Annotated in this window: 22 protein-coding genes; 2 read left to right on the top strand and 20 right to left on the bottom strand. The window is 53.4% G+C overall.

Going from position 1 to position 16,552, the window contains the following annotated elements; genetic code table 11:
• Positions 1–79: 79 nt before the first annotated feature.
• The 9 genes from VSQ83_RS25730 to VSQ83_RS25690 all read right to left on the bottom strand — a co-directional run bounded on the left by VSQ83_RS25730 (position 80) and on the right by VSQ83_RS25690 (position 5,383).
• Entirely contained in the window at positions 80–496 is a 417-nt protein-coding gene (locus tag VSQ83_RS25730; RefSeq protein WP_262384472.1) for a hypothetical protein, read from the bottom strand.
• A gap of 96 nt (positions 497–592) precedes the next feature.
• Positions 593–940 carry a hypothetical protein gene (locus VSQ83_RS25725; protein ID WP_169872907.1) on the bottom strand — a complete coding sequence of 116 codons (348 nt, stop codon included), beginning with the start codon at positions 938–940 and terminating at the stop codon, positions 593–595.
• A gap of 11 nt (positions 941–951) precedes the next feature.
• A complete protein-coding gene (locus tag VSQ83_RS25720) occupies positions 952–1,236 on the bottom strand; it encodes a hypothetical protein (protein ID WP_169872906.1) in 285 nt (94 codons plus the stop codon).
• A 10-nt stretch (positions 1,237–1,246) separates the two neighbouring features.
• On the bottom strand, positions 1,247–1,933 hold the full coding sequence (locus tag VSQ83_RS25715) for a GNAT family N-acetyltransferase (protein ID WP_326427886.1): 687 nt from the start codon (positions 1,931–1,933) through the stop codon (positions 1,247–1,249).
• A gap of 283 nt (positions 1,934–2,216) precedes the next feature.
• Positions 2,217–2,471: a hypothetical protein gene (locus tag VSQ83_RS25710; RefSeq protein WP_326427885.1), complete on the bottom strand. Its 255-nt coding sequence runs from the start codon at positions 2,469–2,471 to the stop codon at positions 2,217–2,219.
• 59 nt (positions 2,472–2,530) lie between these two features.
• Positions 2,531–2,767 (bottom strand): hypothetical protein, encoded by a 237-nt coding sequence (locus VSQ83_RS25705; protein WP_326427884.1) that lies wholly within the window; start codon positions 2,765–2,767, stop codon positions 2,531–2,533.
• Positions 2,768–3,106: 339 nt separating this feature from the next.
• Positions 3,107–3,634, bottom strand: coding sequence for a hypothetical protein (locus VSQ83_RS25700; RefSeq protein WP_326427882.1), 528 nt, complete (start codon positions 3,632–3,634; stop codon positions 3,107–3,109).
• Between the two features lie 129 nt (positions 3,635–3,763).
• Positions 3,764–4,135 (bottom strand): hypothetical protein, encoded by a 372-nt coding sequence (locus VSQ83_RS25695; protein ID WP_326427881.1) that lies wholly within the window; start codon positions 4,133–4,135, stop codon positions 3,764–3,766.
• Between the two features lie 645 nt (positions 4,136–4,780).
• Positions 4,781–5,383, bottom strand: a complete 603-nt coding sequence (locus VSQ83_RS25690) for a DUF6012 family protein (protein ID WP_222933294.1) — start codon at positions 5,381–5,383, stop codon at positions 4,781–4,783.
• A 304-nt stretch (positions 5,384–5,687) separates the two neighbouring features.
• Here VSQ83_RS25690 and VSQ83_RS25685 point away from each other — a divergent pair, with 304 nt between their 5' ends.
• Positions 5,688–7,040 (top strand): toprim domain-containing protein, encoded by a 1,353-nt coding sequence (locus tag VSQ83_RS25685; RefSeq protein ID WP_169872904.1) that lies wholly within the window; start codon positions 5,688–5,690, stop codon positions 7,038–7,040.
• 434 nt (positions 7,041–7,474) lie between these two features.
• Here VSQ83_RS25685 and VSQ83_RS25680 read toward each other — a convergent pair whose 3' ends face one another.
• The 7 genes from VSQ83_RS25680 to VSQ83_RS25650 all read right to left on the bottom strand — a co-directional run bounded on the left by VSQ83_RS25680 (position 7,475) and on the right by VSQ83_RS25650 (position 10,945).
• Complete coding sequence (locus VSQ83_RS25680) at positions 7,475–7,762, bottom strand: hypothetical protein (RefSeq protein WP_326427879.1); 288 nt, start codon at positions 7,760–7,762, stop codon at positions 7,475–7,477.
• A gap of 10 nt (positions 7,763–7,772) precedes the next feature.
• On the bottom strand, positions 7,773–8,195 hold the full coding sequence (locus tag VSQ83_RS25675) for a ParB N-terminal domain-containing protein (protein ID WP_262384476.1): 423 nt from the start codon (positions 8,193–8,195) through the stop codon (positions 7,773–7,775).
• 67 nt (positions 8,196–8,262) lie between these two features.
• A complete protein-coding gene (locus VSQ83_RS25670; protein ID WP_262384471.1) occupies positions 8,263–8,709 on the bottom strand; it encodes a hypothetical protein in 447 nt (148 codons plus the stop codon).
• A 12-nt stretch (positions 8,710–8,721) separates the two neighbouring features.
• Positions 8,722–9,060, bottom strand: a complete 339-nt coding sequence (locus tag VSQ83_RS25665; protein ID WP_169872899.1) for a hypothetical protein — start codon at positions 9,058–9,060, stop codon at positions 8,722–8,724.
• An 11-nt stretch (positions 9,061–9,071) separates the two neighbouring features.
• Positions 9,072–9,320, bottom strand: a complete 249-nt coding sequence (locus VSQ83_RS25660) for a hypothetical protein (protein ID WP_326427877.1) — start codon at positions 9,318–9,320, stop codon at positions 9,072–9,074.
• Positions 9,321–9,547: 227 nt separating this feature from the next.
• Positions 9,548–9,988, bottom strand: a complete 441-nt coding sequence (locus VSQ83_RS25655; RefSeq protein ID WP_155418777.1) for a DUF6957 family protein — start codon at positions 9,986–9,988, stop codon at positions 9,548–9,550.
• A gap of 318 nt (positions 9,989–10,306) precedes the next feature.
• Positions 10,307–10,945, bottom strand: a complete 639-nt coding sequence (locus VSQ83_RS25650; RefSeq protein ID WP_230679725.1) for an antitoxin Xre/MbcA/ParS toxin-binding domain-containing protein — start codon at positions 10,943–10,945, stop codon at positions 10,307–10,309.
• A 226-nt stretch (positions 10,946–11,171) separates the two neighbouring features.
• Here VSQ83_RS25650 and VSQ83_RS25645 point away from each other — a divergent pair, with 226 nt between their 5' ends.
• Positions 11,172–11,720, top strand: a complete 549-nt coding sequence (locus tag VSQ83_RS25645; protein ID WP_032901853.1) for a 3'-5' exonuclease — start codon at positions 11,172–11,174, stop codon at positions 11,718–11,720.
• Positions 11,721–11,748: 28 nt separating this feature from the next.
• On the opposite strand, the gene VSQ83_RS25640 is transcribed toward VSQ83_RS25645, so the two are convergent.
• Genes VSQ83_RS25640 through VSQ83_RS25625 form a run of 4 tightly spaced genes read right to left on the bottom strand, consistent with a single transcriptional unit; the run spans position 11,749 to position 16,413 of the window.
• Positions 11,749–12,231: a Mov34/MPN/PAD-1 family protein gene (locus VSQ83_RS25640; protein ID WP_032901850.1), complete on the bottom strand. Its 483-nt coding sequence runs from the start codon at positions 12,229–12,231 to the stop codon at positions 11,749–11,751.
• A complete protein-coding gene (locus tag VSQ83_RS25635; RefSeq protein ID WP_047304352.1) occupies positions 12,228–14,012 on the bottom strand; it encodes a HesA/MoeB/ThiF family protein in 1,785 nt (594 codons plus the stop codon). Before VSQ83_RS25635 ends, VSQ83_RS25640 begins: the two co-directional genes overlap by 4 nt.
• The gene (locus VSQ83_RS25630) at positions 13,996–15,246 is read right to left on the bottom strand and encodes a nucleotidyltransferase domain-containing protein (RefSeq protein WP_047304353.1); all 1,251 of its coding nucleotides are present in this window, start codon (positions 15,244–15,246) and stop codon (positions 13,996–13,998) included. The genes VSQ83_RS25635 and VSQ83_RS25630 overlap by 17 nt, the downstream gene beginning before the upstream one ends.
• Complete coding sequence (locus tag VSQ83_RS25625) at positions 15,247–16,413, bottom strand: SAVED domain-containing protein (RefSeq protein ID WP_047304356.1); 1,167 nt, start codon at positions 16,411–16,413, stop codon at positions 15,247–15,249. It abuts the gene before it with no gap.
• Between the last annotated feature and the right edge of the window lie 139 nt (positions 16,414–16,552).

The raw sequence follows: 16,552 nt of genomic DNA, 5'->3' as shown, positions 1-16,552 counted from the left end.
GTTCGAAAATTGCGCCTCATCTACTGCCGCTGCCCAGCGCTGAAAGCTGGGCATACGGTGTACCTCTATGAGCGATTTCCTATGGCTCGATGCCGTTGAGCCAAACCGGCTCTTTAGCTTCTGCCAGCCACTCGCGCAGGGAGCCAGCGTCTTTATCGGGTTCGTCTTCTTCACGCCACCGCTTATCAAGCAGCTCATCACTGGACAAAGTGACCTCGTAGTCGCTCACATCCCAGTCTTCATCGCCGACGATTTCGCGCATAAGCTCCGAGGCTTGCTCAGGGGATGTAGCGGCGAACCAGTCGTAATCGCCAACCTGATAGCAGCGCAGGGGCTCGGTCGAGATACCCGCTGCGCGTGCGACGCCACCGATGCCGAAAGCATCGTTAATCTTTTGCCGCGTTTCGTTGAAATTGGCCATGGCTGCCGCTGCGTCCGAGGACTTTGCTTGACCGCCCTGAGTCCAGTTGTTGGGGGTATCCGTTTTGCTGGACATAACTGGTCATTCCTTCGATTGGGTGGACGCCGATGCGGTGCCCTCTACGACCTCGGCCCAGCGCATGGCTGGGCTTGGGCGCACCTGGGCGTTTTCCTATCCGCGACCAATCTTGCAGTGAACAGGTATTACTCGGCGCAAAATCCGTTGGCCATCTTCGCCAATCAATGGCTCCTGTGCTTGCTCGACGGGTAAATACACACCATGCCAAGGCGAGTCGATTTCAGCCGCACCCACTTCGTAAGCAAACCCATTAATACAAATCTCGGCGCGGGTATCGGTGGTAAGCATTTCCAACTGAGTTGGATGCTGCTTAATGACCTGCTGAATCCCCACGGCGCCGACCAACATACCGACGCACACACCCACGGCAGCCGCAGCAATGGTGCTCCAGCGAATCGCTAGGGTTGCTGGCTGAGTTTTTGTCATCACGTTAGATTCCATGGCTCGTTTTCCTATAGCCCTATGGGGACTTCGTAAATCCCGAAATGCTGGTATTGGGAGGCTTTAGCTCCTGCAGGATGACGATGCTCCCATTCTTTCACCTGTGCCTTGTAGTCGCTCCAAATTTCGCGGCCTTCCTCAATAGGCATTTCAGGTGGGTTTAGGTGATAGTCGATCAGCATGTCCTGCCACACCTCGGCTTGAGCGCGGTCCTCAAATGCACGTAATGGCAAAGGCTTTCTTTCGTCGCTTCTAAAACCGCTGGCTGTGGCCATCACCAAAAATACTGTTGCCATGGTCGTGTTCCTATACTGCTGACATGCGTTCGCGGACAAACGATGCTGCCTGGCGCGTAAGCTGGTCTACATGGCGCTGGAGCTGTTTCTCCGCATTCACCATCACTTTCAGACCCAACCGGTCAACAAGCTGCGCATGAATCTGCTTCGCTTGGGATGAGTGGAGGATCTGTTCCGCGTTTACAATCCCCATCAGCCCCGTAGTGCTTGCAGACCGGGTGTTCATCACAACCTGCGTATTTTCCGAGTCAATCACCTGAAAGCCAATCTGCTCGTAGAAAGGAACTTTCTTAACCGGACAGGTCAATTCAACATGAGGATACCGGGCTATAGCTTCACGCATCATGGTAGTGCCGAGCCCACGCCTACGGTGCGATTGCTTGACTGCCATGTAGGTAATTCCACATGCGTCAGGGTGAGACGGAACTGGTAGATACAGAAGAAAGCCGACCACCTTCCGCAGGTCGACATCATCGAAAGCCACAATAAGCTCTACGGGAGCTGTAGGCACCTGACCGATTCGCTGCAGGTACTGATCGACCTCGCAGGGCAAAGTCCAACGGTAAACCTCATAGAGAGGGTTGCTTGGCGGTACGGCCAGCATGCTTAAGTCGGATAGGTAGGTATCTACCATTTGCAGTACTTGGTCAGCCACCTCATGTGATGGAGGTGACTCATGAAAGAGGACTGTAGACATTTGCTTACCTGAATCGGGAGTGAGTTAAATGCGGCCATTGATGCTTAGCGACGTTGAGCCTTGCCATCACAACTGGCGACGCAGCGCAGAAGGTTTGAGTTTGTCGAGCCAGTCGCTATGTTCGTCTTCGTCGATCAGGTCTGGCCAAGCGCTCAATATCCGCTCCCTGATCGCGCCCCCTTGTGCCAACAAGGCATAAAGATCATGCACGCTCCTCAGCGTATCAATCACATCGCGTAACGCTTCCAGCTCAGCTGGGCGAGCTTTGTCCGAATGCTGAGGGTTATAGCTGCAACCTTCTGAGTTTTGCTTTAACGCTGGAATGAAAAAAGCCGCACAGACCTGTGATTAGCGCAATCAAGATCACTATCGGCGTACCCGCTGTCGCAACAGCTTCCTGGTCTACGGGAACTCCTCCGATTTTGGAGACGATCACAAAGGCCATCATGACCATGACCACTAGAACGCCGCAAAAGAACGACGAGCGCTTCGCTTTGCGCAGCTTTTTTTCAAGTTTTCTCAATGCTTCTACGTTCATGTGTGAACCTCTTTTCTATCTGATTATCAGCGGTGCAAACCGCTTGGTGATGGCCTACCCTACTTGGCTGAAGCTTTAGCAATAAGTGAGGCGAGGATGCCCCCAAGAGCGCCGAACATCACAGCATTATCCAAAGGAGTCGTTCCAATGAGAACTCCAAAACCAAGTAGGCCGTGCGTTGGCGCGGGGCCAAGACTAGGAATTAAACTCAATCCAAAGCAAACCAAAACGGCGCACAGTGCTCCCCAAAAGGCAGCTTTCAACATGGCTTTGATGCTGGGCATTACGAATGTCATATAATTCTCTTCTCTCTCCTGAGGAGTGCTAAGCACCCTTCTCTACCTGAGCTTAAGTGACTGGTGAACCATGACAGAAAGGCAGCGACGGCAATTTACAAGGCCAGTGCTTTGCTCCTGGGGGCTGCCATCTGTTTCGAATGCCACGACGGGTGTTCCGCAAGCCGTGAACGCGCCATTACCTTCGGTGTAATGCCACTTAGTCCAGACCTGATTACTGAATCGGTCCTGTCTACGCGCCCACCTTACGGCACGAGCTACTGAATCGCCGAGTACTTGGTGCCAGTTATCGGACCGACATAACCGCACGTCGTTGACCTTACTCAACTTGGACATGGCTTATTTCCGTAGGCTGTTTCTATCTCGCGGACAGGCATCTGCCCAGCCGATTACTCGACGCAGCGGGATCTCGAACTTTTCATTGATACCACCTGCAGTGTTCAGGGTGCTTAGAGAGCCAGCAGCAAAAATTGCCGAGTTACGCACCACCTCTCCGGCATGGATTGATCCATCATCGAGCAGGAAGATGCAGGGGCCATCAAAGGGGCCTGGCAGACCGTCAAGGAAAGTGACAGTTACCTGGTTAACCGGCGACTGCTGCTCCGCATGTACTTCATGCTGGGTCTGAGTCACTTGCCTGACTCTCTCGAACAGCACCTGTAGATGTTCCTGCTGCTCTTCACTGATGACCATACCAATGCGCATACCAACAAGCACACCGTTCGCTTGAGCAACGGCAACGCTAAGCTCGCCTGCATTGCTCGCTAGCCGCAGGCTATTGCACAGTAATGCTGCTTGTAAGAGAGGCTCGGGCGAAAGGCCTACATCATTCAGTTGGTCGGTGACATTGATCTGTTGGCCTTGCATGAATCGTTATCCCGCTAGATCTGAGGGAGCAAAAAGCACCCTCTTGTACGGCTTCAGCCCAACGGTTTGACGGCTGGGCTGGGAGGTAGGCAAAGCGGCTTACAGGCCTTGAGCTAAGGGCTCAGGCCTTCACGTTGGCAGATCCCCTTCAAAATCGAGCATGTGCGCCACGGTCATAGGGCTCGCATCTGGCCGCTCACCACTCTCCCACTGTTGTTGGTTGAACCAAAGGCCTCCTGCCGCGAAGTAGTCGCCCTCTTTGGTATACATCTTCCAACAATCCTCGTCATGCCCAGAACACTTGTCGATCAACTGTGAAGCACCGCTATGGTCTCCAGATTCGATTGCCATCGCGATTGCGAAATTGAGCGACAGCGGCATGTCAATATCCTTCGGGGCGGGTAATGTCAGTTGCCCATCACTCCACACCACTTCGATAATGGGAGTTACACCGAAACCTGAAACTGCCGCGACGTATTCACCATAGTTGCGCTTTAACATTATTATCTCTGGGGTCTATTGAATTGACTTAAGTGTATATCTCTAGAGATATACACGCAAGATGCAGCGCCATTCCATTTTCACGGCAATTAACGTGACTCATGCAGGGCATCAAGCTTTTGCAGCGCGGCCCAACAAGCTGATCTCTTTGCAAAGTTTTCCGCTAGGGATTGGTTCTACTTGCCGCTCGTTCGGAGCAACGATTCTCCCAGCCCTCTGCTACATCACCAGTTGTGTCACCACACGCCGAGGCCTCAATCACAAGGGTCGCTTGCTCCACTCCATGCTGCCGAGCGATTGGACCTAAAACCATGAAAGCGACCGGGACTGTGATTGAAACCACGCAACAGCAAATCCAAAAAAATCTCATTTTTTTCCCTTAGCTTTCCTGCCAATGGCACGCTAATCACTGTTAATTTTTCAGACTTCGAAGTCAGGGTCGATGACCCAAGTTTTGCCTTTGCTGGCGACAGCCGATGGTCTCTCCCGAAGGGCATATACCGCATGCTCGGTAGACAGCTTTCCAGTCAGGTAGTGGTGGGCAACGCTAATGACGTATCGCATGAGTTTACTCTAGGTTCCGGCAAGATCTGCCTGGGTGGCGTCAGCTTTGGGAGGTTCATTCAACGAGTTAATGACAAGCGCTTATCGAAACGCACTCTCGATTCCGGGGATGCGGTCATCAAAGGAATACTTCAGATCCATGACTCGTTCGCGCTGAACTGTGGGCAAGCGGAATACCTCGGAGCGCTCGATGATGGCTCCTTGCTCGTCCGTCTTGTCACTGATCTCTCCACATCTATCTAGGCGCGGGAACACCTCCATTCGTGGCTGCGTCCTAGCCGGTGTGCTGTACTCCACATCCTTTGGCCAGCGCGATTCAAACCCCCCTGAGCTTTCGCTAGTGCCGTACCACAACACCATGTTTTCGCTGATTGTGTCGTAGTCATCGTCAAGGACGATGTAGCGCACTCGATGGGTGGCAATGTGGCTTGCAGCAACCGCCCAGCGGGTGACCACGGTGAATTCACGGATTGGCTCCTGCAGCTCGATCAGAATCCCATTCATGGCCCTTTGACCGACTTTACGACAAGCCACAAGGTAGTCTTTGTTTGGGTATGGACGACGGGCAGTTAGATCTTTGCCGCCCTCCAAAACGAAGCCCAGCTCTTCGGAAGTGACGTCGATCAGCGAACAGATCTCGTTGGTGCTGCAGGCGCGAATTTGCGGTGTCAGATGAACAAGCATTTCTGATTCCCTATCTGCTTTTAGCGGCTGCGGAAACCGCATCCTGGTAACGCCAAAGGCCCAATCCGGGCCAGTAAGGGCGCATCTCTCTGCGCCGGGTTTCGGACACAGATGTGCTGATTATTCGCGGCAATCAAGCCGCGATCATTATTTTATCGTAATATTGTACATTGCGCATTTGTTCCAGTTATCCACCGCTTCACTGGATAACTCTGTGGGTAAGTGTCTACGATAGCGACTGGCTGCCTCAGCCTTGACGTGATCAAATTTTAAACAACGATCGGACGTACCTGGGAGCCTTGCCGTGGACGACAAACCTGCACAGAGCGATTCAAGCACCTTGCTCATCGCCATGAATGTGGCCCGGATCTACTATCAGAGCCACGTCAAAGACGACGCTCCCAAAGCTTATGCTGAAGGTCGTGGCCTAACACCTGGTGCGATGTACAAATTCCAAATCGGGTACGCCCCACAAGACTTTCGCGGCCTTGTTGATCACTTCAGCTCGCATAAAATCCGAATGGCTGGCAAGGAAGCTGGCGTTGTGACCACGGTTAAAGAAACTGAACGGTTAAGGGACTTCTTCCTGGGACGACTCATGTTTCCTATCCGGACTCACGAAGGAGAGCTGGTCGGTTTCGCGGGGCGCCTACTCGAAGCAAGAGAGGGGTCACCCAAGTACATCAATACCCCCGAAACGGAGGTGTTTCACAAGGGCGCCATTCTTTACGGCATGTTTGAAAATCGGAAAGCAATCCAAGCTTCGAAAGAAGGCATCTTGGTTGAGGGTTATACCGACGTTATAACCATGGCCGACAACAATATCCCCCTTGGCTTTGCACCAATGGGTACCGCCCTCACCCCCACTCAGTTCTCGCTCATTCTCAATTCCGGTGTGCGAAAACTAACGGTGTGTCTGGACGGCGATAATGCCGGAGTTAAGGCTACAGAGCGTACGCTCGACACCATCATGGAGCAGTACCATCCCGGCCTCGCAATCTACATGGCCACCTTGCCGGATGGCCACGATCCAGATTCGATGATCAAGGCGCATGGCGCCGATGCATTTCGGGAAGAGATGGCAAAAGCCGTCCTTCTCGATGCCTATATTCACAAGCTCTGCTCAGCTGGTCATCGCGCTGCACCTGGTATTGATGACAGAGCTGAATACCTCACCAAGCTGACACCTTTCATTGAGCAGTCGAGCGGCGCCCTTTACAAAGTGCTGCTGGACAAAGCGATTGAATACACTCAACTGACGCGAGATGTTCTTGTCGAAATACTTCCGGCACGAGCAGAACAAGACACCCAAATAGCTTGGGACAAAAACACCGCTCTTGCAGCGCGCTGGTTAGTTCATGACAAGCCTCTACAAAAGGAAATCGCGGCAAAGCTGGCGGGCATCAAGCTGAAATCCTTAGGCCTAGATGAACTGTCAGCTTTGGCAAAGCAGTACGAGGCTGGGGCCACGCCAAATGGTCGGCTCCATCAATACGCTCAGGCCCACGGTGGGTTGTCGCCCACGGAAATTAGTGACTTGCGTTTGAATTGGCAAAGCTGGATGAAACGGGCAACGCTTGATGAAGGCCTGAAAAATATCGCTGCAAACCCCTTCAGCGAATCGGCCAAACAAACTATTCGAATGGCCCTGCGCTGATCTATGTCGAGCGCTTCTAGTTTCTAAGGGGGGATATGCCTGGTGCGTGCCCTCCTCGGCACGTCTTCGTGGAATACGTGTGTCTACAACCTTGTGATGAGCCACCCTTTATTGCGTGAGCACACACGATCCGACGCATCAAAACTATCCACCGAGAGACAAAACACCAGATATTCACTCGAAGCGCCACCCCCGCCACCACATCAAGAGATGCCCTCCCCGTTAAACCAAGAGATAGATAGCCCGATAATCGCGGTTGCAGCTGCTGCAACGGTCCTCCAGGAGATGAAACCGCGTAAACCCAAGAGACAAATCGCTCGATATTCACGCCACCAGACCTCGCTCAGCGAGGCTACACATGTGCGAATCCGCGCTGCATAGGACAGAGGGCCATCTACTTCGAAATCGGCCCAGCGGCAGATCCGCCGCGTTTTCTACTGTCCGAGGGGGACTTCATAAACCCCATAATGCTGATAATCCGAAACGACAACACCGGCTGGATGGTCAGCACGCCACGCGGTCTTTTGCAGGCGCCAATCGGCCCATTCGTCCTCACAATCTGAACCGTTGGGTTGCTCAGGCGGGTTAATGTGATAGTCGATCAGCACATTTATCCACTCTTCGGCCCGAGCGCGGTCGTTGAAGACTTTCAATGGTATTGGCTTCTTTTCGGAGCTTCTAAAACCGCTGGCTGTTGCCATCACCAAAAACACTGTTGCCATGGTCGGTCTCCTACAACTTCTCGCTATTAATCTTGCATCGGGCTAAAACGGCATTGATACGTGCTTGTAGTTCCGGGTTAGAGGCCGCGGCCTCGCGAAGGTCAGGTAGCTGCTCCATGACCAGATCAGCCACATTCTCGCCAAACTGCTCGATCAGCATCTCCAGGTTGCCAACCGTTTCTTCGGGGGCTATGGACTCACGATTCATATTCGTGATGAGTGACGCTGCTGCGCAGTCCTCTTCGTCGAGTTGCAGTACCCTGATTGGGACTATATCCATTCCCAACTTCGTAGCCGCAAGCCACCGAACCATGCCTCCACCAGGTGTGATTTCATAGCGGTCGCCCACTTTACGAACGAGGATCGGCTCTAGGATGCCCATGCCTTTGATACTGGTAGCCATAGCATCTACCTGGCTCTGACTAGGAGGCATAGCCGGGCCGCTAACAGGTAAAATTTTGCTGGTTTGGATTACTGTAGGAGTGCTCATAAGATTTCCGTCAACTTTTCGGTGATTGATCTTTTGAGGCTGGTAAACGCTTGTCACACCACAAATCCAGCCCATCGGCACGGTGCACAACGGTCCCGTCGTCGATCCGCAGCCAGTGTTCGCGCAGCACCTCATAGCGGGTTGCATTTCGGCGCAGCGCCTCCAGCTCGTTGTCTGCTGCTTCAATCAAGCCAACTGCGATTGACGATGCCTTGCCTCGTACATCTTCCAAGCGCCGTGTTTCGTGGTCAACCTTATTCAGCCCGTCACGCAGGCAGTGGGCCTGATCCTTGTAAACATCAGAACGGGCCAGAACCTGACCACCAGCGTCCGTGACCTGCCAAACGCAATCACCGGCAAACACCTGGTCGACCAACAGCTCAAGAATTCGGTTCTCGTCAATCTGCACACTGAAAGTCAGCTCAAAGCCTTCTACATTCTGTTCTTCAACGCTCATGACACTGTTTTCCTACCGTTCGACAGTGCTAGTCACCCTGGCACCTGCACCCGTGACAATCGGACTTCCAGCGCCATGCGTTGATATTTTGTAAGTCCCTGGTACGCAGTTGGCATTCTGCCCTGGTGCATAGGTCTTGCCATTTACGACCACAACGCTATGTTCCCCCGTAACGATTGGCGAGTTAGGCCCGGTGGTCTTGCAGTTGTTGCCATGATCGGTAACGGGAATCCCACCGCTTTGATTGTTCTGCATCGGTGCTAGCGGTTCAGGCTCAGTGACGACATCAAAACCGTAAGCGATCAGGAAGATGACAATCACACCGGCAACCAAACCTATTCCAAATTTCATGTGGTTTTCCTTTAATCCGGCTTGCTCGCCTTGAGGTGTACGTTCAGTGCATTGCGAAGGTACTGGACGGGCTCAGGCATGGGATGGCTTTTGCCCGGTTTGGTCTTGCGCACGTGCTTGGCGTACTCCCGCTCGACCTTCTCCCAGTCCTTCGGGTACTGAGCCAGGAACGCAGCCAAGAACTGTTCAAAACTGAAACCTGCGTCAAGAGTGCCGACCGTGGCACTGACCTTCTCAGCTTTCTTCGTGATTACGCTCATGGTGGTTACCAACAACATAGTTTGACTCAGCCCCTCCCGTAAATCGGGGTCTGTAGGATGATTCGGGGTAAAGGCAACAGCAACATAGATTGACACAGACAGGTCGCACTTCAAATACGGGGCTCGATTGGTAACAACATAGATTGACACAACAGCGAGAGCGTTCATACAGGCCGAAATATTATGTGAGCGCGACCAGTCACTCACCTGTGTGGGAATAGCGTTTTTCAGCACAGGCTGAGTGCGATGTCTAAATCCGTGCGCAACCTTCGACCGGTCCCCATCAGCACATAAACTGTGTTTTTTGTTCTAAATAAGTAGTTGTGGGTTAAGGAAACACCCAGCGATGTTCGGACCCAATCACCAGGCGGGAAGCGGCCTTGACTGTCTTGGATAACAGTCAAAGCGTAAACGAGAGCAGGTATTAGCTGTCTATCCGTAATGGCTTTTCGCTGACGTGGTGTAATGTCGAGATCCAATATTGCCCAATCAGCAACAAGACAATAGGCACTGGAAGGAAAATGCAGACTGGCGAGGTCCACAGCATCTGAGGTGGTAAGTTGGCAACCATCTATTTTCTCACCCGCAGAAAGCACTGAAACATAATCTGCCAAATTCATTTGTACCTCCTGCCGATCAAAAAAACCGATTCGAACGAGAAGCATCATTCAGCTTAGCTCCCAGCGGATCACCAGGTTCCGATGCCGACGGATAGCAGCAGGGTGATCTCATGGCTGTTCCGTCTTCTCCCTTCCTCTCACTGAACGGGATGATTTCTATCGAGCTGTCACCGGATAAAGTGGTTTGCGCCAGTACCCAGCTATGCCATTGGCGCGCGTGATCCCTACCTAGCGGTAGGTGCCAATGTGGGTGACCTAGTGCTTCATGGATGCCCGTGCATGCCGTATTCGGCAAGGCGACGCCGGTATAGGCGCATGAATCCATGGTACTCAAGGAGCGGTAGAAGCCGTTTGGCTGCGACTGAATCAAAATGACATGCCCTCAGACACTTGAATCAGCATTTCTTCAACTAGATGTGTGCCAAAGGTTGTAGTGACCATCGCCGATGGGCTTTCTCCCAAAAAACGGGCTTTGGGTTTGGAAAGCCATTGTTTAGCCTTCCCTTTGTCACCGAAGATCACCTCGGCCATAGCAGTAACATGTGCAAACCGGAACAGGCGATCACTCTCATGCAACGTTAAAAGCTGATTGGCTGACAGTTTTGTTTTGAGCGTTTTGGGGTGAATGATTCTGTCGCGTTCTTCGTTGGAGAGGGTTCCATCATCACAAAGCATTTTGATCAGGCTGACCGAGAAGCCAGCTACTATCATGTCGTGAATGTCCAGATCCGAAGCATTGACAGAGATATGAAGAAGCGTCTCCAGACGCATGCGGTAAGCATGATAGGCATCCTGACGCAGGGCGCCAGCAAACATGGGCCGCACCGATGTTGAGTTGCGCACGGGCGTCAGGACTAATGTGCCATTTAATACCGTTAGCTCCAGGTCGTCCCCAACACCTAACCTCATTTGGTCAAGCAACTCTTGAGGCAGATCAATGATGATGTCGCCAGTACCGTCCTCAGTTTTCTGGCATTTGACTATCCAGCGCTCAGTTTCACTCATGATCGTCCGGCCCTCATCCGCCATCAGAGAATGACACACATCATTATGCTTGGGCCCAGAGCTGACCAAAGGAACGCGCAATCCGCTGGTAGACAGGCACTGCCGCTGCTCGAAGCCCGGATAGCGAGTGAAACAGCAAAAAATGGGCAATGGCTATACCTGCCTTTCCACCTTCACATGGCTAAGAGCCTGAGCGTAATCAGGTAACTACACAAAAGGATATGACATGCACCCTGATGAGCTTTATGTTTCCGTCGACGTCGAGACTTCTGGGCCTATACCAGGCGAATACAGTCTGCTTTCCATTGGAGCTTGTCTTGTAGCCCAACCTGAAACGTCCATCTATCTTGAACTACGGCCTGACAGTCCGAAACACGACCCCGAAGCGCTGGCAGTATCGGGGCTGAGTCTGGAGAAGCTGGAGAGCGAGGGCCTTGCTCCGCAACAGGCGATGCTGACATTTGATCAGTGGCTGAAATCGTCCTGCCAAACGGGGCAAAAAGTCATTTTCGTAGGACTCAATGCACCGTTTGACTGGTCATTCGTCAATTACTACTTCCACAAATACCTGGAAACCAACCCCTTTGGTTTTACAGCTATCGACATGAAGGCCTATTTCATGGGAGCTGTAGGGTGCAGCTGGCAGGAAACAAAATCATCCAAGATGACCGCTGCGCTGAAGCCACTCAGCGAACCGAACCATAACGCATTGGATGATGCCCGCTTTCAGGCAGAGCTCTTCGCACTAATGCTAGCGGGTAAAGGTAAACGCTGACCTGCGTTCCACCGCACGGACTTGAAGCTCATCTGACCCAGGTTGCCTCAACATATCTGCCGTCCCTGAACGACCACGCCTTGATACCTTCTGGTTTTTCGGACTTGCCGACAATAATGGCTATTGGGTGCGGCAGATCCTGCGTGTAACGTGCAGCAAATTTGGAGAAACTTCCGATGTCTGCCGGAGAGATCACCGGAACGGATTGGGGGTGCGTATGCCAATAGCCCACCAGACGTAACCCTTGTTCGTTGGCAGCCTGGATCTCCTGACGGCACCGCTCCGCATCCAACTCTAGCCAAGACCAGCCTGACCGATCGGCGCGATGAGGCAACGTGGCCAAGGCCAGCAGCAACCCTTTCGGATCAACCGGGTTGACGAATAACTGTCCCCCTCGCTCCACGCCAAAAAGGCCCTGCCGATGGCTATCCAAGATGTCCGCGACAGCTTGGGACACCAACAGCTCGGAATTCACCTCCGGCCATCGCCAGCGCCATGCGATATCCGTCATACCGTTTCGTCCTTATCTTCCGGCCATCCGCGCTCGAGTAGGATCTGCTGCGCCCCCTCTGGCAGCTTGGGCCCATGGTATTGGCCTCCTAGGCTCAGCACATCTTCAGGTCTGTAAATGCTGCTGACCCAAGATGCAGTGGCGATGTTGCCGGTCAATGCGCGTAAGGCCGTGTGCGACACCATGGAGGCGATATTGGTCATTCCCAGCGAGCCGCCTGGGATGAAGCTCTCGCCACACGCGGGCAGTGGAACAACACCGCCTCCCGGCCACTCTGTAAATCTATGCAGAAAATCGCCGACGTCCGTGAACAACTGACGGCCATCAAAGGTGCCGGCTGGTGCGAATAGAGCATGGCCTACCTGTGTATACGGTTCGCTCCAGGCTTGTAAAAGCCCCCAAGGAGCGCCGCTTGATTTGGCTCGCCATACAGTGACCTCCGACTGCCAGTCTGCTGTCGTGATCACCACCAGATCTGCGTTATCAAACACTTCTGGTTTGCTGCTCATCACCACTTCGGCAAAAGTCGCATAAGCGGTACATTCTGTCGTCGGAAGATCTAACAGAATCTTGTCCCTCAACGCTGAGGCTTTCAGTCTCCCTAGGCTATCCGCTCCCAGTACGTGCCTCCCCAGATTGGCTGACACCAAAGTGTCAGGATCGATGAGGGTTAGGTGGCCGACACCGGATCGTGCCAATTGTATTGCCACCGCACTGCCTAATGAGCCAACGCCAACAAAAACGACTCGAGCATTTTCAAGGTGCTGTGCAGTGCCACTTATATCGCGGGATAGAATGGACGCTCGATCAAGCACGTCCAGGGCAGTTGCTCGGACGAGCGCCGGAGGATGTGCATTTGCGATAGCTGGCCGACGGCGCGCTGTACGCAAGCCAAACTTTGCCCCCCGCTCCTGCTGTACGCCGAGCGACCGCACATTGAGGCAATATGTTGGAGCATCTGCCCCTCCTGGAAGCTCGAGAACAATCCATCGACTCGGCAACGTTCCATGCAGCTCAAACCATGCCAGCAATTGCTCGGCATCGTCTGGTTGAAGGTGTGGCGTGAGCCACAGCAATAAATCTTCGGGATCCGGGGTGCGTATGTCCGGATAAGTCTGAAGCTTGACGTAAAAACCGGGAGTTTCGGCCGCGCGAATGACAGCGGAGCGCCCGACAACCCGTCGGTAATGTCCTTTGAGTGCAGCTACGTTCGATGCTAACCAAACCGTTTCCTGACCGGATGGCACAGCTCGGCGCGGATCGCTGAGCGCAAACAACTGCGAGGCAGTCTGAGGTCGATCCAACAGTAAGAGGTTCTGGAATGACTGACCATGCTGAAACGACCAGTAGGTAGTGATCTCATTCTGAAATTCGATATCGCGCGTTGCCTGGCTTGATCCCATCTTGGACAACGAAACGATCTGGGCCAAGCGAGCAAGGCTGTCCTCTACCACGACCTCCGGGGAGCCCATGATGGGGCGTTCCTGAAAGCCATGAAGGCAAAGCCCCGACTTGGTGGCATGCGGCCAAACCAGCCATGGAGAGGGTTCGACGTTTAGGCGCAAGAGCCCACGGGGAAAGTTGGAGGGGAAACCAATACGCAGTCGCCGCTCCTGCCCCGTGTAATCGATGGGCAAGGGGAAGTAAAAGCACGCCGCTTCGTCAGCCCGCATGGGTGCGGGCTGGAGCAATGCATCGGCAGCATCCTGACCTAGGGTGTTTCGCAGTGCGGCGATTCCGCGCTGCAATGGCGTCTTAATAGGATCAGCCAAGGCGTCCAACTGGCTTTACGCTCGACTGAGAGGTTCCGCCACCGCTAGCCCCTCCGAAGAGCGAACCCATCGAAGCAGAGTTTCGAGTAGTGCCATCCGGTCGACCGGGCATCGTCCAATTCGCAGGGATTTCATTGTTCACTGCCGTGATTAACGCCGGCGCAATACCGAAATTCTTTTTCACTGCCTCGGCAAAGGAATCATTGGATTCAAAACTTTCCAAACCCAATGATACGGATGCACTGGCGTCCGCATGCCACTTGGCAAATGCTTGACGATAGCCTTGCCCCTCGCCTGGTCGATTCCACTTTTCTGCAAAGTTTTCGCCGTTATCGGCAGGGTTGCAGACAAAGCAATCGTTACCTCTATGCGCGATGTGCTGCGGCATTCTGCGAACGATTTCCAAAATTGCATCGAGCGGAGCCAAAGGCTTCGACTGCGATTCCTTTACGACATCCAGGTATGCGTGAGTAGCCAAAGTGGTAATGACCACAGATATGGGGCGAGTATCAGCGCTCCTTGTGTTGATGGCCCATTCATCGCGATGCCGCTTGAGCAGCTTAATGGTCGCACGCAGGGGATCTTGATCGATGTAATCCTGATAATGCGGCAATGGATCTTGTGTCGCGGCATCGAGCATCCGCTGGTTTTTGGCAACTACCAAGCTTTCCAGAGAGATTTCCTGGGCAGAAGCAACCTGCAACCAGTTCGAGTAAGGGATAGGGCTGCTTGCTTTCCACCCTGTGACCCGATCCGGAACCTCCAGCTTACCCTCGCCGTTTGCTTCGCCATTTCCGTTGATCGCGCGGGCAGGCGTGACATCAATGTGGAAACCTGGATTTTCGTCGGCATAAACGATCCGGATGCCACGACGTAATTGCTTAACTTCTTCCTGAACGCGGGAGCCTTCCCTAAAACGCTGCTCAATCGCTTCTAGAACTTCCTTCGCACCAGCGCCTTGAGCGTGAGGGAGCCAGATAATCGCGTCCGCATCAATGGTGTCCAGATCCGCAGGCGCGCCGGGGATTGGCTTGATGGTCGTTTTCAGCCGCATCGAGCCTTGCACAAAGATATGGGCCTCAGCGAGCAGCGGATTGTCGGAAGCCGAGAGGATTTTTTCCAGTTGGGAGTAGCGGTCATTAATTTTTTCGTACTGCGCTTCCGACAGCGAGATTTCCCGCGCAGCGCGAAGCAGAAAATATTCCCAACTGCTGCGCTTGGTCTGTTCGTTGCTCAACAGCATTTACCTAGCCTCCTGGGCCACCGAGCCCAATTGCAGTGTTTGCGTAAACCGATCTTGGTTTTCTTTGTCCCGATCGAAGATCAGGTACGTATGTTGATGCTGCGTTGTGAGCAACGCGCCAAACTCGATGGCCAATGCCGCAGGAATAGCGGCGAAGACGTGAATAGGGTCAGGAGTCGAAGCTTCAAGCTGGCTCAGTCGTATTTGAAGTGCGTCACGAAAGGCATGAATCACCCGACGGTTTTGTACCATCGCATAGCTTGGCTCTGGGATCGACAGCTCTGCAATACGTGCACCGGGTAGAGCGTCGGAAACGTCGCGAACTGGAACTTGCGCAGAAATGGAGAGCACCAACGCCAGTGGACCATCGCCGTTGGGTGGAGGCGTAAACAGAAAACTGGGCGGCTCAGCAGACTGATCGGGCCAGCGCAAAAGATGCTCGCGGTGAAAAGAGAAGATTAAGCGTTTGGAACGATCGCCGATGCTCTGGCCCAACATCATCAAAGCTGGGATATCGGCCAAGCCTACTACTGCTAGCGCGGGCGAGTCGCCATAGGTGCCGCCGCGACGCTTGAGTTGCTGCTCCAGCTCATACTGGATGCTGTCTTTGACGTTCTGCCAATAGGCAGTGTCCCTGCCGCGCGGTCCGGGCGCAGGGAAGGCAATTTTGATGCCTTGATCGAAGGCGGTTAATCCCTCCGCAGACATCGCAGTCAACAGATCGCGAACGGGAATATCGTTGATCGTCTGGAAATGCTGACTCTGGACAATGAGAGGAATCGCTCTGCCACCATCAGGGGTCGTTGCGGCGATTCGGATGCGCTCTAGGTATGCTTGGTGTAAACCACTCAAATCATTTTCAGGATAACCGTCTGCGTCACGATCAATTTTGTCATGACAGCCTGGGCATAGGAGCATCAGGTTAGCAGTATCGTTCGTGTGCGCCTCAGCATCATGATCCGCGCGTCCCCGAGGACCTTTGGGACTGGCGGGCAGGATATGCGCCACTTCGCCCCATTTCATTGGCTTGCCGGCACGATAATCGAACGTCAGATCCGTGCCGCACAGTTCACAATGACCAGCGGTCTGTGTCCATACGATCCGCTTCGTCTCATCATTTGTGTTGAAGCGCCCGCTTGCGGGTTTAGCGTCTTCTTGTTCTGCCATTCCGACCTACCCCAGAGAACATCCATGATTGAAAACGATGATGGCAAGATAAGATCATATTAAGGTCATTCGCCTCGATTTCAAGAGTGATCTGAGGGTGACGAATGCTGAGTCGGCTTTGAGCAGGATGCTGTTTGTG

Origin of the sequence: Pseudomonas sp. DSV-1, assembly GCF_035830915.1 — a bacterium.
In the GTDB taxonomy this organism is placed as follows: domain Bacteria; phylum Pseudomonadota; class Gammaproteobacteria; order Pseudomonadales; family Pseudomonadaceae; genus Aquipseudomonas.
The sequence above is the reverse complement of the archived record's forward strand: the minus strand, read 5'-3'. Positions and strand labels throughout refer to the sequence as shown.